Raw genomic sequence first — 23130 nt, forward strand, 5'->3', positions numbered from 1 at the left:
GTGGACCTCCGGCTGCGGAATACGGGACGCCTCACCCACCTTGTGATGATTTTCTGTGATTCGCACCTTTCCGCTGACCTGGTCGGGTGAGGCCGGGGCGACACCCCGGTGTCTCACAGAAAGTCACAACCGATCACGACGGCGTCGACCGAGGCCACACCCGTGCAGAAACGATCGGTCTGGACCTTCGAGTGCGCTTGATCACGACGGAGAAGCTGGAACGGCCGCCCGGCCAGCCTCTATGATCGGCACACTTTCCCGGCTTTCCGGCCCCGACCGGACCTGAACGACACGACGCACAGCGGGAGCGAGCGGTGAGCGGAAACACCGAAGGACCGAGTCCCGCGGCGGTCGCGGCGCCCGGGAGCGCCCTACCGCCGGTTACGGAGCGTCATGTGGCAGCGGGGGACACGCACACCGCGGGCGCCTCGACGGCCACGGCTCCGGTCACCGCCCCGCCGGCCACCTCGGCCGCGCCCGCCCCGCCGCCCGTCGCGCCGAGCCTCGCGCAGCCGCCCGCCGCGCCCGCTCTGGACCCGCCCGCCGCATCCGGCCCTGCACCTGCACCCGTATCCGGTCCTGCGCCCGCCCCCTGCCCCGCCCCGCCGACCACCGCGGAGCTCAGCGACTACCGCGCCGCGTTCAACACCGCCCAGCTCGCCATGGCCGTCGTCGACCACGACGGCCTCGTCGTCACCGCGAACGACGCGCTCGCGACGCTCCTCGGCACCGAACCCGCCGCGCTGTACGAGCAGTCCGCCGCCGACCTCGTCGACCTGGCGTCCGACGGCCGCACCTGGCACGCGTACCGCGAGGTGCTCCGCGGCCGCCGCTCCCGCTTCCGCTGCACCCGCCGGCTCAAGCACCCCGACGGGCGCGCCCTCTGGGCGGAGGTCACGGTCGCGCCCGTGCCGGACAGCCGCCGCGTCCTCCTCTCCATCGCCGACATCAGCGACCGGCGCGAGCTGCAGGCGCGGCTGCGCCATCTCCAGATGCACGACCCGGTGACCCGGCTGCCCAACCGCACCCTGTTCTTCGAACGGCTCAGCGCCGCCCTGGAGGCGTCGTCGTACGAGCACGGCGGCACCGGCCGGATCGGGCTGTGCTACCTCGACCTCGACGGTTTCAAGGCCGTCAACGACACTCTCGGCCACCGCGTCGGCGACCGGCTGCTGGCGGCCGTGGCGGGCCGGCTCACCGAGTGCGCCGACAGCGACGGTTACACGCGCAGCGGCGGGCATCTGGTGGCACGGCTGGGGGGCGACGAGTTCGCGATCCTGGTCGAGGACTCCACGGGTACGGAGCAACTCGCGGATCTGGCACGGTCCGTGCTCGTCGCGCTCCAGCAGCCGTTCGACCTGGCCGGGCAGCGGCTGTCGGTCTCGGCCTCGATCGGGGTCGTGGAGCGGGCCGCGGACGGGACGACGGCGACCGGTCTGATGCAGGACGCGGACACGACGCTGTACTGGGCGAAGGCCGACGGCAAGGCCCGCTGGACCCTCTTCGACCCCGAGCGCAACGCCCACCGGATGACCCGTCAGGCGTTGTCGTCCACGCTCCGGCCGGCCGTCGAGCGCGGGGAGTTCGCCCTCGAGTACCAGCCGCTGGTGGGGATGGCGGACGGGGCGGTGCGGGGGGTCGAGGCGCTGGTGCGGTGGAACCACCCGCAGTTCGGCACACTGGCGCCGAATCGGTTCATCGGAATTGCTGAAGAGGACGGCTCGATCGTCCAGCTCGGCCGCTGGGTGCTGCGGACGGCCTGCCGCCAGGCCCGCCAGTGGCAGACGGACCACCCCGGCGCGGCACCGATCTTCGTCAGCGTCAACGTCGCCGTACGCCAGGTGTGGGACTCCGACCTCGTCGCGGACGTCGCGGGCATCCTCGCCGAGACGGGCCTCGCCCCGCATCTCCTCCAGCTGGAGCTCACCGAATCGGCGGTGATGGGCTCGGCGGGCCGCCCGCTCCAGGCACTCCAGTCGCTCAGCGACATGGGCGTGCGCATCGCGATCGACGACTTCGGTACGGGGTACTCCAACCTGGCGTATCTCAGCCGCCTTCCGGTGTCCGTACTGAAACTCGACGGATCGTTTGTTCGCGGCTTCCGCTACGACGACGGCGCCCACCCGAATCCGGCCGACGAGACGATCGTCGAGGCGATGGTCCAGCTGGCCCACCGCCTGGGCCTCACGGTCACCGCGGAATGCGTCGAGACGGCGGGCCAGGCGGAGCGCCTGAGACGCATCGGCTGCGACACGGGCCAGGGCTGGCTGTACTCACGGGCGGTGGCGCCGGAACGTATCGACGGGATGATCGGCGGAATCGGTCCCCTGGCGGTGTGATGTCGGCGGTCAACCGTTCCAGCTCGCGCACCGCTTCGTCGACGTCGTACGTCTTCAGGCTCGGATGCGCCTGCTCGACCTCGTCGACGGGCTGCTGGCGATAGACCCAGTAGAGAGGCCTGCGGTCGGCGCTCTCGCAGTCGTCGTAGACGAATCCGATAAGGGGGTCCAGGATCTCGACGTCGCCGTTCACGAAGTCGAAAGCCGTGGCGAGCCGCAGGCTGTTGTGGCTGGTGAAGGGGATGAAGCGGCGGAGGGAACTCTCCCTAGCCGTCCGGAAGAGCAGTTCGGCGACCGGGGGGACCCACGAGTTCTCCCGGACCGAGTCGTCGTAAGCGACTGCGGCGCCGATGCTCCAGTCCCAGTCTTCTTCGGAGGCCCACATGGCCTCAGCATCCCCGGAGCCCCTGCGTCCGTCCATGCGCGCGGTCCACGGGGGTCGGCCGGAGGTGCGCCTGCGGCGGACTTTCTCCCCTCGTCGATTTGCGGCTCCGCCGCGTGAGGAAGGACGTGGAACCGCCCCCGGCCGGGTCGTGACGTCCCGGGGGGACAGTGGTCAAGAGGAGCGGGCGGCGGTCAGCAGATGCCGAGGTCCTGCCAGACGCCCCATTCGCCGGTCGTGCCGGGCTATCCCGAGTCTGCGGGGTGCACGTGCGGCCTCCGAGGGGGATGCGCGGTAAGGGAGTTGGAGAAGTGTTGACGTCTCTCCCGGCTGAAGCCGGGAGATTCCCGCCTGGCCGCCGTTGTTGAGCGACGGCCTTCGGGTGGTTCCTGTTTCATCACCCACCGCCCGGCTTGCCGGGTCTTACACGGGCTCCGCAGGCGTTTTACGTGTCCGGTCGTCCCTCGGCCACGATGCTTCGCCCCTCCAGGCGGAGGTTGCACTCGGCGTTCTGGTCCCGGTCGTGTCGGGTTCCGCAGTCGCACGTCCAGGTGCGTATCCGCAGCCCTGCTTTCCCCTTCGGGCCGGTGAGTGCCCCGCATGCGGAGCACATCTGGGTGCTGGGGAAGAACCGGTCGACCTTGACGAATGTCCGCCCGTACCTTGCGCACTTGGCCTCGAGGGTGCGGGCGAACATGCCGAGGCTCAGGTCGTGCAGACTTTTACCGAAGGTCTTGGCCATGCCCTTCACGTTCAGGTCCTCCAGGTAGACCGCTTGACTCTCGCGGACTATCCGGGTGGTCTCCTGGTCGGTGAAGTCGCGCCGCTGGTCAGGGACACGGGCATGGATCTTCGCTACGGCGAGCTTGGCCTTACGACGATTACTGGACCCCTTGACGCACCTGCTGAGCTTGCGCTGGGCGCGCCGGAGCTTTTTCTCCTGACGCCGGAAGAACTTCGGAGAAGCGATCTTCCGGCCCCGCAGCACCGCGTAGGAGGACAGGCCCAGGTCGATCCCGGTGTCCGTCTCCTCCCAGTCCAGCTCCGGCAGGGGCTTGTCCTCGGTCTCGATCACGAACGAGGCAAAGAACCTGCCTGCCGCGTCCTTGATGACCGTCACGGATGACGGGTCGGAGGGAAGCTCTCGGGACCAGCGCACACGCACGTCGCCGATCTTCGGGAGCCGGAGCCTGCCGTTCTTGGTGATAAAGAAGCGGGCGGCCTTGGTGAACCTGACCGCCTGACGGCCGGCCTTCTTCTTGAAGCGCGGAGGCCCGATCTTCGGACCCTTGCGGGTGCCCTTCTTCGACGCGAAGAAGTTGCTGTATGCCGTCTGGAGATCCCGCAGGGACGACTGAAGTACGACCGCCGAGACCTCGCCGAGCCATGCACGCTCGGGCCTCTTCTTGGCCTCGGTGATCACCAGCTTGGCCAGCTCGACAATCGAGGGGAGTGCCATGTCCTGCTGGTAGGCGTCCTGGCGGATATGCAACGCGTCGTTCCGGACGACACGGGCGCACCCGAACACCTTCGCCAGCTCGATCTTCTGCGGAGCGCTCGGGTACAGACGGAACTGGTACCTGAGCTTCATAACGATCACGATACCAGAGTGAGCCTATGATGGTGTCATGGTTCAGTTGACTCTACGCCTTCCCGATGACGTCCATGCCCGGCTGACGGCTCAGGCAGAAGCCGACCGGCGGTCCCTCAACTCTGAGATCGTGCACTTGCTTGAGGTCGCTCTCACCGCCGTGGAGGCAGACGGCGAATCGCCCTGACGGTGATTCGCCTTTCCCTGCCCCGCGACGCGGGGCAGTCGGCAGTACTCCGGGCTGACGATCCCGATAGCCGCTGCGCGAATACCGCACCAACGGCCTGAACCAGATTGAGGACTAAACCAACTTCAAGGGGAATTCCCTCGTCGGAGCCGCCTCGCGCATATACGGAGCCGCTCGCCACCATCGGTGACGAGCGGCTTAAGGCTGCCTTCAGGGAACCGCCGGAGGGCGTTTCAGGGGTGAACCACTCCGCCCGCGAAACCCAGGATTTACGCGACCGGCTCCGGCCGGTCCGCCCGCTCCGGCCCGTCCGGCGGCAGGGCGGCGTCGTTCAGAGGATCTGTCCGACTTGATGCTGGTTCAGGTGACGGACATGGCTGCGGAGTTCGCGGGGCCGGAACGGAGGCAGGCACGGCCTCCGGGTGATCATGAGGTGTCGAGTCCCTGATCACCGCAACGGAAGACCGTGCCTGCCCGCTCATCATCGCCCATCCCCGCCGGCCTGAGCCAACTCGCCGTTGTCCGGCCCGCCGAGCCCGAGGACCACCCGGGCCTGCTGGTCTGCCTCGCAGCGGTGCCGGATACCCGACGGGCGGAGGGGCGGCGCCATCCCCTCGCCTTCATCCTCGCGCTCGCCGCGTGCGCGGTTCTGGCCGGTGCGAAATCCCTCGCCGCGATCACGGAGTGGGCCGCCGACGCATCACCCGCCGTACTCACCGCTCTCGGCGGCCCGGGTCGCGAACCGTCCGGTCCCACCCCTCCGGCCGAGGCCACGGTGCGCCGGGTCCTGCAGCGCGTGGACGGCGACGCCCTCGACACGGCAATCGGCACCTGGCTCGCTGCCCGCGACCCCGGCCGCCCGCGACCCGGTCAGGACCGAGCCCGGCAACCCCGTCACTCTCTGGCCGTGGACGGCAAGACCGTGCGCGGCGCCCGTCGCGCCGACGGCACCCAGGTCCACCTGCTCGCCGCGATGACCGGCACCGGACTGGTCACCGCCCAGCGCGAGGTGGGCGGCAAGACCAACGAAATCACCGTCTTCCGGCCGATGCTCGCCCCACTCGACCTGACCGACATTGTGGTCACCTTCGACGCCCTGCACTCACAAACCGCCCACGCCCGCTTCCTGGTGGAGGAGAAGCAAGCCCACTACATCGCGGTGATCAAGGGGAACCAGCCGCTGCTGCACCAGTACCTGAAGCAACTGCCCTGGCGGGAGGTGCCGCTGATGGACAAGACCCGCGCCACCGCGCACGGCCGCGACGAGATCCGCCGCGTCAAAACCGCCACCGTCACCCGCGGACTCGGCTTCCCGCACGCGGTCCAGGCCGTGCAGATCGTGCGACGCCGCCGCGTCATCGCCACCGGCAAGGTCACCCTCGAACGCGTCTACGCGGTCACCGACCTGGCAGCGGAGCACGCCGACGCCCCCGAGATCGCGCACCGCGTCCGCGAACACTGGGGCATCGAGAACAAGATCCACCACGTCCGCGACACCACCTTTGCCGAGGACGCCTCACACGTTCGCACCGGGACCGCACCCCGGGCCATGGCCGCACTGCGCAACCTGGCCATCGGCGCCCTCCGCCTGACCGGCTGCGGCAACATCGCCGCCGGCCTGCGCAAGCACTCCCGAGACGCCACCCGACCACTGACCACCCTCGGCATCACGTGATCAAACCGGACAGATCCCCTGAACGACGCCGCCCTGCGTCCGGCGGTCCGTACGCGTCCGGCAGTCCGTACGCGTCCGCGATCAGCTCGTACGACCGCAGACGCGCGTCGCCGCCGTGCGCGTTGGCCGTGATCATCAGCTCGTCGGCGCCCGTGCGCTTCTGGAGGTCGTCGAGGCCCGTGCGGACCTCGTCCGGAGTGCCGTGGACGACGTTCCCGAGCCAGCTGTCCACGAACTCCCGCTCCATCGGGCTGAACGCGTACGCCTCGGCCTCCTCCGGCGTCGGGATCAGACCCGGCCGGCCGGTGCGCAGCCGGACCATGGCCAGGGCGCCGGCCAGCACCTGACGGCGGGCCTCGCGGGCGTCGTCGGCGGCGAGCGCGGAGACGCCGATCAGCGCGTAGGGGGCGTCCAGGACCTCGGACGGGCGGAAGGTGTCGCGGTAGAGGTCGAGCGCCGGGATCGTGTTCTGCGCCGAGAAGTGGTGGGCGAAGGCGAAGGGCAGACCGAGCATTCCGGCGAGCCGGGCGCTGAAGCCGGAGGAGCCGAGCAGCCAGATCGGGGGCCGGGCGGTGGACTGGACCCCGCCGGGCGCCGTGGCCTGCACCGGCCCGGGGACGGCGTGGATACGGGCGTACGGGTGGCCGTCCGGGAAGTCGTCGTCCAGGAATCGGGTCAGCTCGGCGAGCTGCTGCGGGAAGTCGTCGGCATCCTCGTTGAGCCTGTCCGTGCGGCGCAGGGCGGCCGCGGTGGCGCCGTCGGTGCCGGGCGCGCGGCCGAGGCCCAGGTCGACCCGGCCGGGGGCGAGGGCCTCCAGAGTGCCGAACTGCTCGGCGATCACCAGGGGCGCGTGGTTGGGCAGCATCACACCGCCGGAGCCGAGCCGGATGCGCTCGGTGTGGGCGGCCAGATGGGCCAGGATCACGGCGGGGGACGACGAGGCGACGCCCGGCATCGAGTGGTGCTCGGCGACCCAGTGGCGGTGGTAGCCACGGCGCTCGGCGAGCCGGGCGAGGTCCACACTGGCGCGCAGGGCCTGGGTGGCGGTGCGGCCGCTGCCGACGGAGACCAGGTCCAGTACCGACAGGGGTACGGGGGCGGTTCCGGTCGCCTTGCCTCGGATGTCGTCGCCTGCGTCCACTGCGTCCACTGGTGGCCCTCCTGCCTTGCCGTGCGTCAACACGGCATCAACAGGAGGCCCTCTCCGTTTTATTCCCGGCCCGGCCGCCGCCGGACGTCAACGCTCCCCCGTCGTCACTCCGCATCGGGTTTCCACTCGGACCGGTCCCAGTCGGGGCGGGCGAAGAGCCTGCCCAGCTCGTCCGCCCACGCCTTGCGGTCGGCCAGCCGCAGCCCCTCCCACACCGTCACCTGGTTCGCCGTGAGGACCGGTTTGCCCAGTTCCGCCTCCAGCTCCTCCAGATACGCCACGGTGTGCAGGGCGGTGTCGGGCATCAGCACCGCCTCCGCCCGCGGGTCGTCCCCCGCGCGGGCCAGTCCCAGGACCTGCTCGCGCCCCCATGTGCCGACCTCGGCCGCGGTCACGACGCCGCTCGCCCGTGCCGCCGTCACCTCCAGCCCGGCCGCCCGGAGGAACTCCTCGAAGGAGGCGGTGACGTCCTCCGGGTACGTCGCCGCGACCGCGACCCGTGTGGCGCCCAGCGCCCGCGCCGCGTGGACGAAGGCGAACGACGTGCTCGACGCCGGCAGCCCCGCCGTCCGGGCCAGCTCCCGGATCTGCTCCTGGGCCCCCGCCCACCCCCGGATGAAGCTGCCGCTCGTGCAGGCCCACACCAGCGACTCCGCCCCGGCGAGCCGCAGCTCCTCGACCCCGGCCGCCAGCCGCTCCGGCGCTCCCATCTCGATCAGCGCGTCCGTCCGGTGCGCGTCCTCGCCGATGTCGGTGTGGAAGAGCGGGAGCCGGATGTCGCTGTCGAGCAGCACCGCGATGCGGGGGTAGTCGTCCTCGGCGGAGTGTCCCGGGTAGAGGAGTCCGACGGTCGTCATGTCCATCCTTCCTGTTCCTCGGGCAGCGCCTGGGGCTCGGGCAGCCCCTGGGGCTCCGGCAGTCCCTGGGGACCGTCGATCCCGCCCGACGACGGCGCCACCGCGTCCATGAGCAGGGCCTGGTACGGGCCGACCGCGTACACCCCGATGCGGCGCAGCGCGGCCCACATCGTGACCTGGTTCGCGGAGATCACCGGCATGCGCAGCTCCGCCTCCAGCTGGGGTATCGCGTCGTACGTCGGCAGATTGGTGCAGCTGATGAAGAGCGCGTCCGCCGCGCCCACCACGGCTTGGCGCGCCATGTCCACCACGGAGCGGTACGGCACCTTCCAGATGTGCCGCGTCAACCCCAGGAAGGCGCGACCCGTGACCGCTACCCCAGCTTCGCCCAGGTACTCCTCCAGCGCCCGGGTCACCGACTCCGTGTAGGGGGTGACCAGGGCGATACGGCCGGCACCCAGCTCGTCGAGGGCCTCGAGCAGGGCGCCCGACGTGGTGAGCGATGCGACGTCCCCCGCCTGGGTCATCGCCTCGCACATGGCGCGCTCGCCCGCCAGCCCGCCGACGAAGCTGCCGCTGGTGCACGCGTACGCCACGACCTCCGGCTCGGACGCGGACAGGGCGCGCACCGCCTCACCGAGCGTCTCGTGCTCGCTGACCAGCCGGGCCAGGTCGAGGGAGACCTCGACGGGCACGTACGGCGTACGCGTCACGCGCAGCGAGACGTCGTCGGGGACCCAGCGCCACAGCTCACGGTCGAGCGCGAAGTCGAAAGGGGCGACCACGCCGATCCCCCGCTGGGGGGCCGGGCCGCCCAGCCAGGAAACATCGAGGGACAGATTCACCACGGGCCCCCTTACGTCATGTTGACGACGGTAGGTTGGGGTGCGAGCGTGGGTCAATCCGTACATGTCAGACGTTCAGAAACGGTGTCCCCGCGATGTCGGTCCCGATTCTTCTCGTACTGGAGGCGGACCCTCCGCCACGCCTCGGAGCGCTCGCCGGCCAGGCCGATGTCCGGTACGCCGACGACCGCCGCCTCGCCGCCGAACTGCCGCATGCCGATGCGCTGCTGGTGTGGGACTTCACCTCGGACGCGGTACGCCGGGCGTGGCCGGGCCCGGGCCCGCGGCCCCGCTGGGTGCACACCCCCAGCGCGGGTGTCGACCGGCTCCTCAGCCCCGAGTTCGCCGCGTCGGACACCGTGCTGACCAATGCCCGGGGGATCTTCGAGGAGCCCATCGCCGAGTACGTGGCCGGTCTGGTGCTCGCCATGGCGAAGGACCTCCCCGGCACGCTGGAGCTCCAGCGGCAGCGGCGCTGGCGGCACCGCGAGAGCCTGCAGGTCGCACGGAGCCGGGCGGTCGTCGTCGGCGCGGGCCCCATCGGCCTGGCCGTCGCGCGCTCCCTGCGGGCGCTCGGGGTGACGGTCGCCGTCACCGGGCGCACCGCGCGGCCCGGTGTGCACGGGGCCGAGGACCTCGACCGGCTGCTGGCCCGCGCCGACTGGGTCGTCTGCGCGGCGCCGCTGACGGGCGCGACACACGGCATGTTCGACGCGCGGCGCTTCGCGCTCATGCAGCGGTCGGCCCGGTTCATCAATGTGGGGCGGGGTGCGCTGGTGGTGGAGGACGACCTGGTCGCGGCGCTGACCGGGCGGCGGATCGCGGGCGCGGCCCTCGATGTGTTCACGCACGAGCCGCTGGGTCCCGACAGCCCGCTCTGGGACGTTCCGGGCCTGATCGTCTCGCCGCACATGAGTGGCGACACGGTCGGCTGGCGGGACCGGCTCGGCGCGCAGTTCGTCGAGCTGTTCGCCCTGTGGGCGGCCGGAAAACCGCTGCCGAACGTGGTCGACAAGAAACGTGGGTACGTCCCCACCCATGACTCCTGAGCCGATCGCCACGAGCACGAGCGACCTGACCGCCCTGACCGCACGTCAACTCATCGCCGGCTACGAGCGGGGCGACTTCTCCCCCGTGGACGCGACCCGCGCCGTCCTGGAGCGGATCGAGGCGGTGGAGCCCGCGGTGAACGCGTTCGTCCGGGTCGATGCCGAGCAGGCCCTGGCCCAGGCCGGGGCCGCCACCGAGCGCCACCGCCGCGGCGAGCCGCTCGGCCTGCTCGACGGCGTGCCCGTGACGGTGAAGGACCTGCTGCTCCAGGCGGGCGCCCCGACCCTGCGCGGCTCGCGGACCGTGCGCACGGACGCCCGCGCCTGGGACGAGGACGCCCCGGCCGTGGCCCGGCTGCGGGAGCACGGGGCGGTGCTCGTCGGCAAGACGACGACGCCCGAGTTCGGCTGGAAGGGCGTCACGGACTCCCCGCTCACCGGGATCACCCGCAACCCGTACGACGTGACGCGGACGTCGGGCGGGTCCAGCGGCGGCAGCGCCGTGGCCGTCGCGGTCGGGGCGGCCCCGCTGTCGATCGGGACGGACGGCGGCGGCTCGGTCCGCATCCCGGCGTCCTTCTGCGGGATCTTCGGGCTGAAGCCGACGTACGGCCGGATCCCGCTCTATCCGGCGAGCCCCTTCGGCACGCTGTCCCACGCCGGGCCGATGGCCAGGGACGCGGCCGACGCGGCGCTGCTGCTCGACGTGCTCAGCGGGCCCGACTGGCGCGACTGGTCGCAGCTGCCGCCCGCGGCCGCCACGAGTCCCGGACTCACGGAGGGCTCCGAAGGGGTGAAGGGGCTGCGGATCGCGTACTCGCCGTCCCTCGGCGGGCAGGTCGCGGTACGGCCCGCCGTCGCCGCGGCGGTCCGCGCGGCCGTGGGACGGCTCGCCGAACTGGGCGCGTACATCGAGGAGACGGACCCGGACATCACGGACCCGGTGGACGCCTTCCACACCCTGTGGTTCAGCGGGGCGGCGCGGCTGGTGCAGCACCTCGGCAAGGAGCAGCGGGAGTTGCTCGACCCCGGGCTGCGGGACATCTGTGCGGCCGGTGCGCGGGCGTCGGCGCTGGACCATCTCGCGGCCGTGGACGTCCGGATGGACCTGGGGCGGCGGATGGGGCGCTTCCACACCTCGTACGACCTGCTCGTCACGCCGACGCTGCCGATCACGGCGTTCGAGGCGGGCGCCGAGGTCCCGCACGGCTCCGGGCACCGGCGGTGGACGGGGTGGACGCCGTTCACGTACCCCTTCAACCTCACGCAGCAGCCGGCGGCGACGGTGCCGTGCGGGGTGGACGGGGACGGGCTCCCGGTCGGCGTCCAGCTGATCGCGGCGCGCCACGCGGACGCGCTGGTGCTGCGTGCGGCACACGCGCTCTACGCCTCGGGCGCGGCATCGATCCCGGCGCCGCGCGCCGTGTAGCGGCGCCTGGCGGGGCGGAGGCGTCTGCGGCGGTCCTTCTCCCCGCCCCACCCCTTCCCGGCTGTGTCGATGTGCGGCTCCGTCGCGCGGGGGGCTGCGCCCCAGCCCCCTTCTGGGGCTCCGCCCCGGGCGCTCCCCTGCGCCCTGCGGGCGTGGGGACCTCCAGCGGGGGCTCCTTCGGAGCCCGTCCACCACGGCCCATCCGGCCGTACCGGCTCACGTGGAGCCCGTCCGGCGATCGAGGACGGACACATGGACCGACCGGACGGTGCCGAGCACGACGAGGGTCTGGGGGCGAAGCCCCCAGCGGCCCGGGGCGGAGCCCCCGCAACGGGTCCGGGGCGCGGCCCCCGTCATGCCCGGCGGAAGGTGAGCGTCTCCCCCAGCGCCCCCGCCCGCCACAAGTCCTGGCAGGCGTCCGCCATGCGGTCCAGGCCGTCGACGACCTGGCCCCACACGATCCCGGGCACCCACCCCGTGTCACCGTTCAGCAGGAGGTTGTTGCGCTCGTAGAAGAGCGCGAGGTCGACGGTGACCGGCCGTGCGACGTCGCGGTCGTAGCCGTACGCCGCCGTGCCCAGTTCCGTCCCGCTGAAGGTGAAGTAGCAGAGGTCGCCCGGGATCGGGGTCACCGTCGGGTTCTCCAGCGGCGGCTCCCGGTCGGCGAAGGCGGCGAACAGGGCGTAGATCTCGTTGCGCGCGTACTTCGCGTGGTACACGTCACCGCCCAGTGGCAGCGCGTCCCACACCGTCCGGCAGGTCACGGGCGCCCGGTCGTCGAGGAGGCGCGCGGTGCAGTGCACCCCGCGCTTTGCGAGCGAAACGTCGATGAATCGATCGGCCATTGGCTACGCATACCCCGACTCGGGCGGGGTAGCCGCGCGCCCATGGCTCCACACACGGCTGAACACACCAGACATGCGATACGGCGGCGCACGCTGCTGCTCGGTACGGGAGGCGCCCTCGCCGCCGCGGGCTGTGCCCGGGTGCCCTCCGGGGACCCGCTCGCCCGGCTGAGATCGCAGGGCATGGTGCGTCTCGGGATCGCGGGCGAGGTGCCGTACGGCTACATCGACGACCAGGGCGCCTTCACGGGCGAGGCCCCCGAGCTCGCCAAGGCCGTCTTCCAGCGGCTCGGCGTCGCCGACGTCCAGCCCGTCGCCACGGATTTCGCGTCCCTGATCCCCGGCCTCAACTCGCAGCAGTTCGACGTGGTTTCCGCCGGGATGTACATCAACAAGGAACGCTGCGCGCAGGTCATCTTCTCGGACCCCGAATACCAGATGCTGGACTCCTTCATCGTGCGCAAAGGCAATCCGAAGAAACTGCGCACGTACGAGGACGTGGTGCGGACCGGGGTGAAATTCGCGACCGGTTCCGGATATGCGGAAATCGAGTACGCGGTGGCGGCCGGCTATCCGGAGAAGGACATCGTCATCCTGCAGGACCAGGTGGCCGGGCTGAACGCCGTCGAGTCCGGCCGCGTCGACGTCTTCGCGGGCACCGCCCTCACGACCCGCGAGGTGGTGCGCAAGAGCAGCCGGGCGGAGGCGACCGAGCCCTTCGCCGCGGTCGTCGACGGCAAGAAGAAGATCGACGGCGGCGGCTTCGCCTTCCGTCCGACCGACACGGAGCTGCGGGACGCCTTCAACTCCGAGATCCACCGGATGAAGAAGAGCGGTGAACTCTTCCGCATCCTGCGCCGGTTCGGCTTCACCGAGAGCGAGATGACCGAGCTCACGGCGAAGGAGCTGTGCCGATGACCGCCGGACTGTGGCAGAACTGGGTGCTCCCGGGGATCTGGATCACGATCCAGCTCACCGTCTGCAGCGCGGCGCTGGCCGCGGTCGTCGCGTTCGGTGTGGGCATGGCCAGAACTCATCGCTCGCGCTTCGTCCGTTTCCTGGCGGGTTTCTACACCGAGGTGTTCCGCGGGACGTCGGCACTTATCCTGATGTTCTGGTTGTTCTTCGTGTTGCCGCTGCTGCTGGAGTGGCAGCTGGTGCCGATGTGGGCAGCGGTGCTCGCGCTCGGGCTCTCGTATGGAGCGTACGGCGCCGAGATCGTGCGCGGCGCACTGAACGCGGTGGCGCCGGAGCAGCGCGAGGCGGGCGTCGCCCTCAGCTTCACGCCCTGGCAGCGGATGCGGCTGATCCTGCTGCCGCAGGCCGTGCCCGAGATGGTCCCGTCCTTCTGCAATCTGCTCGTCGAGCTGCTGAAGGGCACCGCGCTGGTGTCGCTGCTCGGCGTCGGCGATGTGTCGTTCGCGGCGTACCTGGTACGGCTGGCGACCCAGGAGAGCGCGCAGATCTACACGGTCACGCTGGTGATCTACTTCGTGCTCGCCTTCGTCATCACCCGTTCCATGAAGGCGCTGGAGCGCCGCACCAAGGCCAATGTCGGGATCGGAATCGGGGCGGTGACCAAGGACGGCACTTCCTCGGGGGGCAACCCCTGGGCCCCCGGCCGGAAGAGCGGGCGGACCGTCACGTCCGGCACGCTGACACGAGGTGATGCTCAGTGACCTGGGACTGGTCCGCCGTCGCGGACTTCATGCCGCGCTTCTGGGAAGGCGTGCTGGTCACGCTGCAGATCCTGGTGCTGGGCTCGCTGCTGTCCTTCACGCTCGGCCTGGTCTGGGCGTTCGGGCTTCGCTCCCGTGTGCGCCTCGTGCGCTGGCCGGTCGGGCTGATCACCGAGTTCATCCGGAACACCCCGCTGCTGGTGCAGTTGTTCTTCCTGTTCTTCGTGCTGCCGGAGTGGGGTGTGCAGTTCTCCGCGCTCGCCACCGGCACACTCGCGATCGGGCTGCACTACTCGACGTACACCGCGCAGGTCTACCGGGCCGGCATCGACGCCGTACCGGCCGGGCAGTGGGAGGCCGCGACGGCGCTGAGCCTGCCGGCCCACCGGACCTGGTTCGCGGTGATCCTTCCGCAGGCGGTCCGCCGGATCACGCCCGCGCTGGGCAACTACGTCGTCGCGATGCTCAAGGACACTCCGCTGCTCGCCGGGATCGGAGTGCTGGAGATGTTCCAGCAGTCGCGGCTGGAGAGCGCGGCGACCTTCCAGTACACGGAGCCGCTGACGGTCGTCGGCATCGCCTTCATCCTCATCGCCTACCCGGCTTCTCTGCTCGTACGAACCCTGGAGCGCCGCCTTGCCCGCTGACACGCACACCGACATGCCCAACGACACGAAGCACGACGAGCTCATCCGCTTCACGAACGTCACCAAGCGCTTCGGGGAGAACACCGTCCTCGACAACCTGTGCTTCTCGGTACGCCCGGGCCGGCACGTCACGCTGATCGGGCCCTCCGGCTCCGGCAAGACGACGATCCTGCGGCTGCTGATGACGCTGGAGCGCCCCGACGAGGGCACGATCGACGTCAACGGCGGCCGGCTGTACCCCGCCGACGAGAAGCACCGGCGCGAGGTACGCAAGACGATCGGCATGGTCTTCCAGCAGTTCAACCTCTTCCCCAACATGAGCGTGCTGCGGAACATCACCGAGGCGCCGGTGCGGGTGCTCGGCCTGTCCAGGGACGAGGCCGATGAGCGCGCCCGTGAGCTGCTGGACCTCGTCGGGCTCGCCGACCGCTGCGACGCGCGGCCGACCCAGCTGTCCGGCGGTCAGCAGCAGCGGGTGGCGATCGCCCGGGCGCTGGCGATGCGCCCGCAGGTGCTGCTGCTGGACGAGGTGACGTCGGCGCTCGACCCGGAGCTGGTGGCCGGGGTGCTGGATCTGCTCAGGGACATCGCCCGCAGCACCGACATCACGATGCTCTGTGTGACCCATGAGATGAACTTCGCCCGGGACATCTCGGACGAGGTGCTGATGTTCGACTCGGGAAAGGTCATCGAGTCCGGCTCGCCTGAGAAAATCTTTTCCGAGCCGGAGCATGATCGTACCCGTGAGTTCCTGGGCGCGGTGCTCTGACCTTTCATTCCTGGGACCTACTTTGACTTTGGCATATGCCATTGTCGCGCGCCCCAGCATATGGTGCTGGGGCGCGGCATAATTCTCGCCAACAGCCGCCCCGAGAACGGTCCTTGACGGCTATCGTGGAACGGAAGCTTGCGGTCACAACCTGGTAGGGGGAAACCGTGGCGCTGAAGCCGGAGCCGACCGCGCCGTTCCACTCGGTGCAATACGCCTTGCGCGTTCTGGAGACGATCTCCAGGCACGGTGGCGGAGTCACCGACGTCCAGATCGCGCGCGAGACCGGTCTGCCGACCGGTCATCTGGCCTCTTTGCTGCTGATGCTGCGGCGCGAAGGCTATGTGGAGCAGGTCGCCGACGGGGCGTACGTGATCGGCGACTCTCTCGTCCTGCTGGGCTCGGGCACCACACGGCGGGAGGCCCTGGAGCGCAAGCTGCAGGACACGCTCACCGAGCTGCGCGACTCCGTCGGTGCAGCGGTCTACATCAGCCGGTACGTCGACGGCGAGGTGCAGATCACCCAGTTCGCCGACGGCCCGCGCACGCCCAAGGTCAACGAGTGGGTCGACTTCCGCTCGGCGGCGCACGCGAGCGCGGTCGGCAAGTGCCTGCTCACCCAGCTCGACCAGAACGGGCGCCGGGATCATCTGTCGCGCCACAAGATCGCCCGGCTGACTTCCAGGACGATCACCAACGAGCGGGTCCTCTTCTCGAAGCTGGACGCACAGCCGCCCACGGTCCCGGTGCTGGACCTCCAGGAGTACGCGGTGGGCACGGTCTGCGCGGCGGTGCCGCTGACGGCCGGATCCTCGGTGGGCTGCCTGGCGCTCTCGCTCCCGATCGAGCATGCGCACCGGCTGCGCGCGGCCGCGGACACGCTGAACCGGAGGGCGGCACCGGTCGTGCTGTCGCTGGCGCTGTAGGGCCCTCCCGGGGCGGTGGGCCCCTGGGGACGACCCGCCGGGCGCGGGTGGTCAGGAGCACCCCTCCGGACCAGGTAGTATTACTTCTGTCGTCAGCCGCGAGAGCGGCGAGAACGGCAGCCCGCGCCGCTAGCTCAGTTGGTTAGAGCAGCTGACTCTTAATCAGCGGGTCCGGGGTTCGAGTCCCTGGCGGCGCACAACCTCACTGGAGCCCCTCGCAGTTGCGAGGGGCTCCAGTGGTTTCCGCTTCTCCAGCTCCTCACGGTCGTGACCCGGGGCGCCGACCGTGACCTGCGTCACCTTCGCCAGGCCGTCGATGGGGGTGAGCGGGTCGCCGGCGGGGGCATCAGCGCAGATAGGCGAGGACGGCCAGGACCCGGCGGTGGGTGTCCTCGGCCGGGGGCAGGCCGAGCTTGGCCAGGATGTTGCCGATGTGCTTGCCCACCGCGGCCTCCGAGATGACGAGCTCGCGGGCGATCGCGGCGTTCGACCTTCCCTCGGCGACCAGGCCGAGGACCTCCCGCTCGCGCGGGGTGAGCTGCTCCAGCGGGTCACGGCGGCGGCGCAGCAGCTGCCGTACGACCTCGGGGTCGACGACCGTGCCGCCGTCCGCGACACGGACCAGCGCGTCCATGAACTCCTCGACCTGGCCGACCCGGTCCTTGAGGAGGTAGCCCACGCCGATGCCGTCGCCGGAGTCGAGCAGCTCGGTGGCGTAGGTGCGCTGGACGTACTGGCTGAGGACGAGGACGGGCAGCCGCGGGCGCTCGGCGCGCAGGGCGACCGCGGCCCGCAGCCCTTCGTCCGTGAGGCCGGGCGGCATGCGGACGTCGGTGACGACGATGTCCGGCTCGTGGGCGGGAACGGCCGCGCGGAGGGCGTCCGCGTCGCCCACGGCCGCGACGACGTGGTGGCCGAAGCGCTCGACGAGTCCGGTGAGGCCCTCGCGCAGCAGCACGCTGTCCTCGGCGAGCACTACACGGAGCGGTTCGCGTCGGTCCGGCACGGTATCTCCAGTCGCAGGACGGTGGGCCCGCCCGGCGGGCTGATGATCGACAGTGTGCCATCCAGGACGGCCAGCCGGTCGGCGAGTCCGGTGAGTCCGGTGCCCTCGTCAGGGGACGCGCCGCCCGTGCCGTCGTCCTGGACCTCGACGGTCAGACGGTCCCCGGTGTGCCGGGCGGTCAGGGTCGCCCGCCCGGCGCCGCTGTGCTTGTCCACATTGGTGAGGGCCTCGCAGACCGCGAAGTATGCGGCAGTCTCCACGGAGCGCTCCAGACGGGGCAGTTCGACGTCCGCGGCCACGGGCACGGAGGCGCGGTCGGCGGCGTCGGCGAGGGCCGCGCCGAGGCCGTAGTCCTCCAGGACCTTCGGGTGGATGCCGTGGATGAGTTCGCGCAGCTCCGTGAGCACGCGGCCCGCTTCTTCGTGGGCGGTGGCGAGCCGCTCGGCGAGGGGGCCGCCCGGCGGGGCGTCGAGCCGCGCCAGGCCCAGCGTCATGGTGAGCGCGACGAGCCGCTGCTGCGCGCCGTCGTGCAGATCGCGCTCGATGCGGCGGCGCTCGGCCTCGAAGGCGTCGACGAGACGGGCGCGGGAGCGGGTCACCTCGCCGATCCTGGTGCGGAGTTCGGCCTCGCGGGGGGCGAGGAGCGCACGGGTGAGGGCGGCGCGGGCGCCGGCGAGGGCGCCGAGCGGGTAGAGCAGCGCGGCGAGGAGGACGAGACCGGCGGCCGCGGTGGCGAAGGCCGCGGGGTAGTCGGTGACGAGCCACAGCTTGGCCACGCGGGCCTCGTGCCCGTCGACGGCGAGCTGGACCGGTGCGGCCGTCATGGCGAGGGGCACGCCCACGGCGCAGACGACGGCCAGCAGATCGAGCGGCCACAGCACGGTGGCGTGCAGCACCGCATACGCGAGCTCCCGCCAGGTGGCCTGCTCGGTGAACCGGGTCCGGGCCCAGGCGGCGATCCCCGGTTCCGGGGGTGTGCGGTGGGGGCTGTGGGTGGGCTCCAGGTCCGCGATCCGCAGGCGGCGGCGCTCGACGACGGCGAGCGCCACGCCGCTGAACACCAGCAGGGGCAGGCCCACGGCCAGGGCCGAGAAGGTACCGAGCACCACGAGTCCGACGAGCGCCGGCGCTCCGGTGAGCGTGCTGCTCAGGAGGTACCCGACGCCCCGCCAGGGCCAGTGGCTCCGCAGATAGTCGCGCCGGGTGAGCGCCTGCCAGAGGGTGCGTGCTGTCATGCCGCCCACGCTAGGGCCCGCCCTCGGCCCGGGACATGGCCCCTGGGGGCGTCCCAGGGGTATGCCTGGCCCCACCCCGGGACCGGTGGGCGCCTCGCCCGGGGCGGGCATGTCGAGCCCTTCCGGCGAGGACGGACACGCGGGCCGACCGGACGGTACCGGTCACGTCCTCGAGGTCGGAGCCCCGGTTCGGGGCGCCGTGGGCACCGTCACCGGTCCAGCAGAGACGCACGGTCGTGGGTCTCGTACTCCCGCAGCAGCGCCGCCACGTCCTCCCCCGTCAGGAGGCGGTAGTGCGTCGCCTCGCCCGCAGGGCGCCACCAGACCGGGTCGGAGCAGCGGAAGGACTCGCGGCGCAGAGCCGCGCGGTGGATCTTGTTCGTGGCGGTGACGGGGAGACGGCGGACGATGCGCACGAAGCGGGGCGCCATCTTGGTGCCCAGGTCGGACTGGGCCGCGAGGAAGGCCCCGAAGGCGGCCGCGTCGAAGGCGGTGTCGTCGCGCAGGGCGAGGGCGGACATGACCTGGTCGCCGGCGACCGGGTCGGGGACGGCGTAGACCGCGACGCCCGCCGCAGCGTCCCAGCGGGCGAGGATGTTCTCGATCACGGCCGCCGCGAGGTTCTCGCTGTCGACGCGGAGGCGGTCGTCCGTGCGGCCCGCGAAGTACAGGAAGCCGTCCGCGTCGCGGAAGAAGAGGTCACCGGTCCAGTACCAGCCTCCCCGCACGCGCGCCGCGTCCGCCTCGGGGTTGCGCCAGTAGCCCTCGAAGGGGTTGCGGCCGCGGTTGACCAGTTCGCCTATGGCCCGGTCGCCGTTGAGCAGGCGGCCCTCTGCCGAGAAGCGCGCCGCTTCGCACTCCTCGCCCGTCGACGGGTCCACCACCGCCAGGTCGTCCCCCGGCGCCGCCCGTCCGACCGCGCCGCGCGGTGTGCCGGGCGTGCGCTGGACGGCCGCGCCGCCTTCGGACGACCCGTACCCCTCGACGAGCCGCACCCCGAAGCGCTCCTCGAAGCGGGCCGCGTCGACCGCCCCCGCCTCCGTACCGAAGCCGAGCCGCAGGGAGTGCGCGCGATCGTCGTCGCGCCGCGGCGTGGCCAGCAGGTACTGGACCGCCCGGCCGACGTAGGTGAAGTACGTGGCGCCGTACTCACGGACGTCGGGGAGGAAGCCCGACGCGGAGAAGCGCCGTCGCAGCGCGACCGATGCGCCTGCCGCGAGCGCGGGCGCCCAGTCCGCGATCACGGCGTTCCCGTGGAACATCGGCATGCAGATGTAGTGGACGTCGTCCTGCCGCACGCCGAAGTGCGCGACGAGCGACGCCCCCGCGGCAGCCAGTCGCCCCTGGCTGCAGATCGCGGCCTTGGGCGCACCGGTCGAGCCGGAGGTGAAGTAGAGCAGCAGCCGGCTGTCGGGCCGCACCGGGCGGCCCGACAGGGCGGCGGCCTCGCCGGGCTTCGCGCCCTCGTACGGCGCGAGGAGGGCGGCGTAGTCAGGGTTGTCGGGGCCGGTCACCAGCAGCCGCACGCCCGGCAGTTCGAGACCGTCGAGCAGGGGAAGGTGCGCGCGTTCGGTGACCAGCACACGGCAGTCGGTGTGCAGGATGTCGCGGGCGAGTTCGGCGCCCCGGCGGGTCGGGTTGATGCCCGCGACGGCGGCCCCGGCGAGGGCCGCCGCGCTGATCCAGAGCGGGAACTCGGGGGTGTTGTCGAGCAGGATCCCGAGGTGCGGCTCAGCACCCCGGGGCAGCAGGTCCGCGAGCAGCGCGGCCCGTGCGGCTGCTCCGGAGGCGACCTGGTGGTGGCTGAGGACGAGATCCTCGTGTCTCAGCCCGGTCCTGTGGTCGCCCCACTGGCGCTGTACGAGCTCAGCGACGGTCGTGTCGCCGGTCATCCCGCCCATGGCGCCGAACGTTAGCTGACTGTCCGTCAGAACTGAACATCCGAGCAGGCGTAGAAGGCGTTCGGGGTGTCATGGATCGTCCACACCGCGAGGATCAGATGGCGGCCGGACTTCGAGGGAAGCGTGCCGGAGTGGGTGAGCGTGGTCGGCGGCTGCTGGCCGTTGTAGGGGATGGTCAGGAACGGCTGGGGGTCGAGGGCCGCGCGGGTGAGCGGCTGGCTCGGGTTCCACCCGTTCTTGGTGATGAAGTACTTGAAGTCGGTGGTCCTGTGGTTGGCCGTGAACTGCCACCGGAAGGTGTGGTTCTGTCCCGACGAGACCTTGGTCGTGGGCCAGGCGCCGCCGCGCGGGTCGTCGAGCTGCGCGAAGCGGCTGAGGCCGCCAGCGCAGATCGTTCCGTCGGCCGGACCCGCCGCCGGGAAGCCCTTGGGACCCTCGACGCTCTGGGGTTCCCACTGGATCTCACCGCAGTTGGTCACCGTGCCGTTGGCACAAAGTTTCTGACGGCTGATCGGGGAGTCGGTGTAGCCGTGGCTGCCGGCGCTGCCCGTGGCGAGGAAGGAGGTGCCCGCCACGGCGAGGCCGACCAAGGCCGCGCCTATTCGCTTTCGCATGCTGTCGCTCCTGGAGAACGTGGGGGAGTTCTACGAGCCGTGCCGTGCGGTGCGTGCAGTGCGCGCGGTGCGGATGCTTGTGCGGTCGTGCGCATTCCGGTCTAGACCAAGTCCCAGATTATTGACGAGCGTTGAACATGTCCAGACCAATCACGGACCTTCCGTGCCGCCCGTGCGTGCCGTGCAGAAGGCGACCGTCAGGTCCCGGACGAGGGCCTTGCGCTCGTAGTCGTCGAGCTCCACGAGACCGCGCACGGTGAGCCGTTGCACCGTGTCGTCGACCGCGTCCACCACCGACGTCAGCACCGTGTCCCGGTGCTCGGCCTCGATCGCGGCGATACGGCGCCGGCGCATGGCGGCCGCGACCTCGGGGGCGTACTCGATACGGGTCGGCTGCGCGGAGAAGATGTCGATGCCGACCGGGACGCACTCCGCCGACAGGGTCTTCGTCAGCGCGTCGCCGACGGCCTCGGCGTTGCGGAGCGTGGGCGCGTCCTCGTGGAACGCGTCGGTGGGGAGCTGCGAGAGCACCCGCGCCATCGCCGCCTCCACCTGTTCCCGCAGGTACGCCTCGTGATCGGCGACCGACAGCACGGCGCGCGCGGTGTCCTGGATCCGCCAGACGACGAGGACGACAGCCTGCAGCGCGGTGCCGTTCGCGTCGACGGCCGGCATGGGCTCGCTGCGCCAGTGCCGCAGGCGTACGTCAACGCTGCAGCGGAGCAGGAGCGGGCTCACCCACATGAGGCCGCTGCGGCGCACGCTCCCGCGGTACTCGCCGAACAGCGTCAGGACCCAGGCGTGGCCGGCGCGGCCGCGGCCGAGCCCGCCGAGGGAGAACAGCGTGAAGATCACGGCGACGGCGAACAGGGCCCACTGGCCGGCCCCGATGCCGTGGTAGGCACGCGGGCTCAGCCCGAACAGCTCGGTCAGCCTCGCCGGGAAGGCCCCGGCCCAGTGCAGCACGGCCGCGCACCCGGTGAGCGCCACAATCCCGACGAGCAGGGCGGACCACCCGGGCAGCACGGGGCCCGGCCGCTCACGCAGCTTCGGGTCCGCGGGCGGCGCGGGCCGCCGGCTCGGCGCGACGACGGGCACCCGGGACGCGGGCGCGGCCCGGCGGCCGGAGGGGACGACGGGCGCCATGGCAACGGTGTCGGGTCCCTCGTCGTCGTCCGTCCCACCGCGGTTCTTCCCGCCGATGTTCGTCCCGCCGTCGGCCTTCCCGCCGGCGCCCTTCCCGGCGACGGGCGGGAGGACGTCCCCCGCGCCCGCGAAGTCCGCGGGGACGTCCCGGAACAGCAGGTGCACGGGAATCGCCCCGGTCGTCTCGGCCCCGATCACGACCGTGCGGCGCCCGGCCGTCGCGGGCGACGGCACCGCGGACGTGCCGGCGGCCTCGTCCACGGCCTCCCGCCCGGACGGCTCCCAGGGCACACCCAGCGCCTTCACGCCAAGTCCCGCGGATCCGCGCGACGCATCGTCAGTCCCCGCCCCGGCGTGGGCATCCCCGCCCATGGAGCCGTCCGGAACCACCGAGCCAACCGAGCCGACGGACGTGTCGTCCCGCCCGACAGCAGCGCCCTTTCCTTCCCGTACGCGGTCGGCGTCACCCGGCGTACCGCCCGGCGCCGACGCATCGGCACCGCCGGCGAGGCCGTGACCATGAACGTCACGCACACCGCCGCCGTCGTCACCGCCACCGTCGGCCCGCCCCTCGGCCAGACCGCCCACCGGCTCCCAGGCCCACACAGGGCCGGGGCCGGGGTCGGCGTCGCTGCCGGGGACACCCGGCGACGGCGTCCGTGGGTCGGGCGGTTCGGCGGGTACGGGACTGCCGGTGACGGACGCGGTCGCGCCCGTCCGGGCGGACGCGTCCATCGCGGCAATGGGCGCGCCCGGTTCGAGGACGGGGAGCGAAAGCTCCTGCGGACGAGGCGGGCCGGGCGGCAGCAGGGCCGCAGTGTCCTCGGGATTGGGGGTCGTGGGGGTCACCGGGGACGC

At 71.6% G+C, this 23130-nt stretch carries 20 protein-coding genes and 1 tRNA gene; 11 read left to right on the forward strand and 10 right to left on the reverse strand.

All coding sequences use genetic code 11. The annotated features are described in order from the left end of the window. Window positions 1-314: 314 nt before the first annotated feature. On the forward strand, window positions 315-2339 hold the full coding sequence (locus tag ACFV9O_RS08865; RefSeq protein WP_385414224.1) for a putative bifunctional diguanylate cyclase/phosphodiesterase: 2025 nt from the start codon (window positions 315-317) through the stop codon (window positions 2337-2339). Between the two features lie 827 nt (window positions 2340-3166). On the opposite strand, the gene ACFV9O_RS08870 is transcribed toward ACFV9O_RS08865, so the two are convergent. Then, window positions 3167-4312, reverse strand: coding sequence for an RNA-guided endonuclease InsQ/TnpB family protein (locus tag ACFV9O_RS08870; protein WP_385414227.1), 1146 nt, complete (start codon window positions 4310-4312; stop codon window positions 3167-3169). A 37-nt stretch (window positions 4313-4349) separates the two neighbouring features. Between ACFV9O_RS08870 and ACFV9O_RS08875 the strand changes: the two genes are divergently transcribed. Both ACFV9O_RS08875 and ACFV9O_RS08880 read left to right on the forward strand, forming a co-directional pair. Continuing rightward, complete coding sequence (locus tag ACFV9O_RS08875; RefSeq protein WP_385414229.1) at window positions 4350-4499, forward strand: Arc family DNA-binding protein; 150 nt, start codon at window positions 4350-4352, stop codon at window positions 4497-4499. Window positions 4500-4965: 466 nt separating this feature from the next. After that, complete coding sequence (locus tag ACFV9O_RS08880; protein WP_385414232.1) at window positions 4966-6174, forward strand: ISAs1 family transposase; 1209 nt, start codon at window positions 4966-4968, stop codon at window positions 6172-6174. On the opposite strand, the gene ACFV9O_RS08885 is transcribed toward ACFV9O_RS08880, so the two are convergent. The 3 genes from ACFV9O_RS08885 to ACFV9O_RS08895 all read right to left on the reverse strand — a co-directional run bounded on the left by ACFV9O_RS08885 (window position 6167) and on the right by ACFV9O_RS08895 (window position 9026). Then, a complete protein-coding gene (locus ACFV9O_RS08885) occupies window positions 6167-7324 on the reverse strand; it encodes an LLM class flavin-dependent oxidoreductase (protein ID WP_385414235.1) in 1158 nt (385 codons plus the stop codon). The genes ACFV9O_RS08880 and ACFV9O_RS08885 overlap by 8 nt on opposite strands. Before the next feature lie 104 nt (window positions 7325-7428). Continuing rightward, the gene (locus tag ACFV9O_RS08890) at window positions 7429-8181 is read right to left on the reverse strand and encodes an aspartate/glutamate racemase family protein (protein ID WP_385414311.1); all 753 of its coding nucleotides are present in this window, start codon (window positions 8179-8181) and stop codon (window positions 7429-7431) included. After that, on the reverse strand, window positions 8178-9026 hold the full coding sequence (locus ACFV9O_RS08895) for a decarboxylase (protein WP_385414314.1): 849 nt from the start codon (window positions 9024-9026) through the stop codon (window positions 8178-8180). Before ACFV9O_RS08895 ends, ACFV9O_RS08890 begins: the two co-directional genes overlap by 4 nt. A 95-nt stretch (window positions 9027-9121) precedes the next feature. On the opposite strand from ACFV9O_RS08895, the gene ACFV9O_RS08900 reads away from it, so the two are divergent. Together ACFV9O_RS08900 and ACFV9O_RS08905 are read left to right on the forward strand one after the other, a co-directional pair. Then, window positions 9122-10075 carry a D-2-hydroxyacid dehydrogenase gene (locus tag ACFV9O_RS08900; RefSeq protein ID WP_385414236.1) on the forward strand — a complete coding sequence of 318 codons (954 nt, stop codon included), beginning with the start codon at window positions 9122-9124 and terminating at the stop codon, window positions 10073-10075. Beyond that, complete coding sequence (locus ACFV9O_RS08905) at window positions 10065-11504, forward strand: amidase (RefSeq protein ID WP_385414238.1); 1440 nt, start codon at window positions 10065-10067, stop codon at window positions 11502-11504. The genes ACFV9O_RS08900 and ACFV9O_RS08905 overlap by 11 nt, the downstream gene beginning before the upstream one ends. Window positions 11505-11857: 353 nt before the next feature. Here ACFV9O_RS08905 and ACFV9O_RS08910 read toward each other — a convergent pair whose 3' ends face one another. Further along, window positions 11858-12349: a DUF3830 family protein gene (locus ACFV9O_RS08910; RefSeq protein WP_385414241.1), complete on the reverse strand. Its 492-nt coding sequence runs from the start codon at window positions 12347-12349 to the stop codon at window positions 11858-11860. A gap of 42 nt (window positions 12350-12391) precedes the next feature. Between ACFV9O_RS08910 and ehuB the strand changes: the two genes are divergently transcribed. The 6 genes from ehuB (at window position 12392) to ACFV9O_RS08940 (ending at window position 16567) form a co-directional block, all read left to right on the forward strand. Further along, window positions 12392-13267 (forward strand): ectoine/hydroxyectoine ABC transporter substrate-binding protein EhuB, encoded by an 876-nt coding sequence (gene ehuB, locus ACFV9O_RS08915; RefSeq protein WP_385414243.1) that lies wholly within the window; start codon window positions 12392-12394, stop codon window positions 13265-13267. Beyond that, on the forward strand, window positions 13264-14028 hold the full coding sequence (ehuC, locus tag ACFV9O_RS08920) for an ectoine/hydroxyectoine ABC transporter permease subunit EhuC (protein WP_385414245.1): 765 nt from the start codon (window positions 13264-13266) through the stop codon (window positions 14026-14028). The genes ehuB and ehuC overlap by 4 nt, the downstream gene beginning before the upstream one ends. After that, window positions 14025-14675 (forward strand): ectoine/hydroxyectoine ABC transporter permease subunit EhuD, encoded by a 651-nt coding sequence (gene ehuD / locus ACFV9O_RS08925; RefSeq protein WP_385414248.1) that lies wholly within the window; start codon window positions 14025-14027, stop codon window positions 14673-14675. Before ehuC ends, ehuD begins: the two co-directional genes overlap by 4 nt. A gap of 13 nt (window positions 14676-14688) precedes the next feature. After that, the gene (gene ehuA / locus ACFV9O_RS08930; protein ID WP_385414251.1) at window positions 14689-15444 is read left to right on the forward strand and encodes an ectoine/hydroxyectoine ABC transporter ATP-binding protein EhuA; all 756 of its coding nucleotides are present in this window, start codon (window positions 14689-14691) and stop codon (window positions 15442-15444) included. A gap of 167 nt (window positions 15445-15611) precedes the next feature. Next, window positions 15612-16370 carry an IclR family transcriptional regulator gene (locus tag ACFV9O_RS08935; RefSeq protein ID WP_385414253.1) on the forward strand — a complete coding sequence of 253 codons (759 nt, stop codon included), beginning with the start codon at window positions 15612-15614 and terminating at the stop codon, window positions 16368-16370. Between the two features lie 123 nt (window positions 16371-16493). Beyond that, window positions 16494-16567 (forward strand) — tRNA-Lys (locus ACFV9O_RS08940). Window positions 16568-16716: 149 nt separating this feature from the next. On the opposite strand, the gene ACFV9O_RS08945 is transcribed toward ACFV9O_RS08940, so the two are convergent. The 5 genes from ACFV9O_RS08945 to ACFV9O_RS08965 all read right to left on the reverse strand — a co-directional run bounded on the left by ACFV9O_RS08945 (window position 16717) and on the right by ACFV9O_RS08965 (window position 23121). Beyond that, window positions 16717-17346: a LuxR C-terminal-related transcriptional regulator gene (locus tag ACFV9O_RS08945; protein WP_385414317.1), complete on the reverse strand. Its 630-nt coding sequence runs from the start codon at window positions 17344-17346 to the stop codon at window positions 16717-16719. Next, entirely contained in the window at window positions 17346-18611 is a 1266-nt protein-coding gene (locus tag ACFV9O_RS08950; protein WP_385414256.1) for a sensor histidine kinase, read from the reverse strand. The genes ACFV9O_RS08945 and ACFV9O_RS08950 overlap by 1 nt, the downstream gene beginning before the upstream one ends. Before the next feature lie 209 nt (window positions 18612-18820). Next, on the reverse strand, window positions 18821-20503 hold the full coding sequence (locus tag ACFV9O_RS08955) for an AMP-binding protein (RefSeq protein WP_385414319.1): 1683 nt from the start codon (window positions 20501-20503) through the stop codon (window positions 18821-18823). A gap of 35 nt (window positions 20504-20538) precedes the next feature. Continuing rightward, on the reverse strand, window positions 20539-21126 hold the full coding sequence (locus ACFV9O_RS08960; protein WP_385414258.1) for a lytic polysaccharide monooxygenase: 588 nt from the start codon (window positions 21124-21126) through the stop codon (window positions 20539-20541). A 150-nt stretch (window positions 21127-21276) separates the two neighbouring features. Continuing rightward, entirely contained in the window at window positions 21277-23121 is a 1845-nt protein-coding gene (locus tag ACFV9O_RS08965) for an SPFH domain-containing protein (protein ID WP_385414260.1), read from the reverse strand. Between the last annotated feature and the right edge of the window lie 9 nt (window positions 23122-23130).

This window comes from Streptomyces sp. NPDC059909, from assembly GCF_042730885.1.
Classification (GTDB): Bacteria; Actinomycetota; Actinomycetes; order Streptomycetales; family Streptomycetaceae; genus Streptomyces.

Bases quoted from the DNA above. Each gene is read 5' to 3' on its own strand.
- ACFV9O_RS08870 (WP_385414227.1), bottom strand. From the start codon at position 4,312: ATGAAGCTCAGGTACCAGTTCCGTCTGTACCCGAGCGCTCCGCAGAAG.
- ACFV9O_RS08875 (WP_385414229.1), top strand. From the start codon at position 4,350: ATGGTTCAGTTGACTCTACGCCTTCCCGATGACGTCCATGCCCGGCTG.
- ACFV9O_RS08890 (WP_385414311.1), bottom strand. From the start codon at position 8,181: ATGACGACCGTCGGACTCCTCTACCCGGGACACTCCGCCGAGGACGAC.
- ACFV9O_RS08900 (WP_385414236.1), top strand. From the start codon at position 9,122: ATGTCGGTCCCGATTCTTCTCGTACTGGAGGCGGACCCTCCGCCACGC.
- ACFV9O_RS08905 (WP_385414238.1), top strand. From the start codon at position 10,065: ATGACTCCTGAGCCGATCGCCACGAGCACGAGCGACCTGACCGCCCTG.
- ACFV9O_RS08910 (WP_385414241.1), bottom strand. From the start codon at position 12,349: ATGGCCGATCGATTCATCGACGTTTCGCTCGCAAAGCGCGGGGTGCAC.
- ehuB (WP_385414243.1), top strand. From the start codon at position 12,392: ATGGCTCCACACACGGCTGAACACACCAGACATGCGATACGGCGGCGC.
- ehuC (WP_385414245.1), top strand. From the start codon at position 13,264: ATGACCGCCGGACTGTGGCAGAACTGGGTGCTCCCGGGGATCTGGATC.
- ehuA (WP_385414251.1), top strand. From the start codon at position 14,689: ATGCCCAACGACACGAAGCACGACGAGCTCATCCGCTTCACGAACGTC.
- ACFV9O_RS08950 (WP_385414256.1), bottom strand. From the start codon at position 18,611: ATGACAGCACGCACCCTCTGGCAGGCGCTCACCCGGCGCGACTATCTG.
- ACFV9O_RS08955 (WP_385414319.1), bottom strand. From the start codon at position 20,503: ATGACCGGCGACACGACCGTCGCTGAGCTCGTACAGCGCCAGTGGGGC.
- ACFV9O_RS08960 (WP_385414258.1), bottom strand. From the start codon at position 21,126: ATGCGAAAGCGAATAGGCGCGGCCTTGGTCGGCCTCGCCGTGGCGGGC.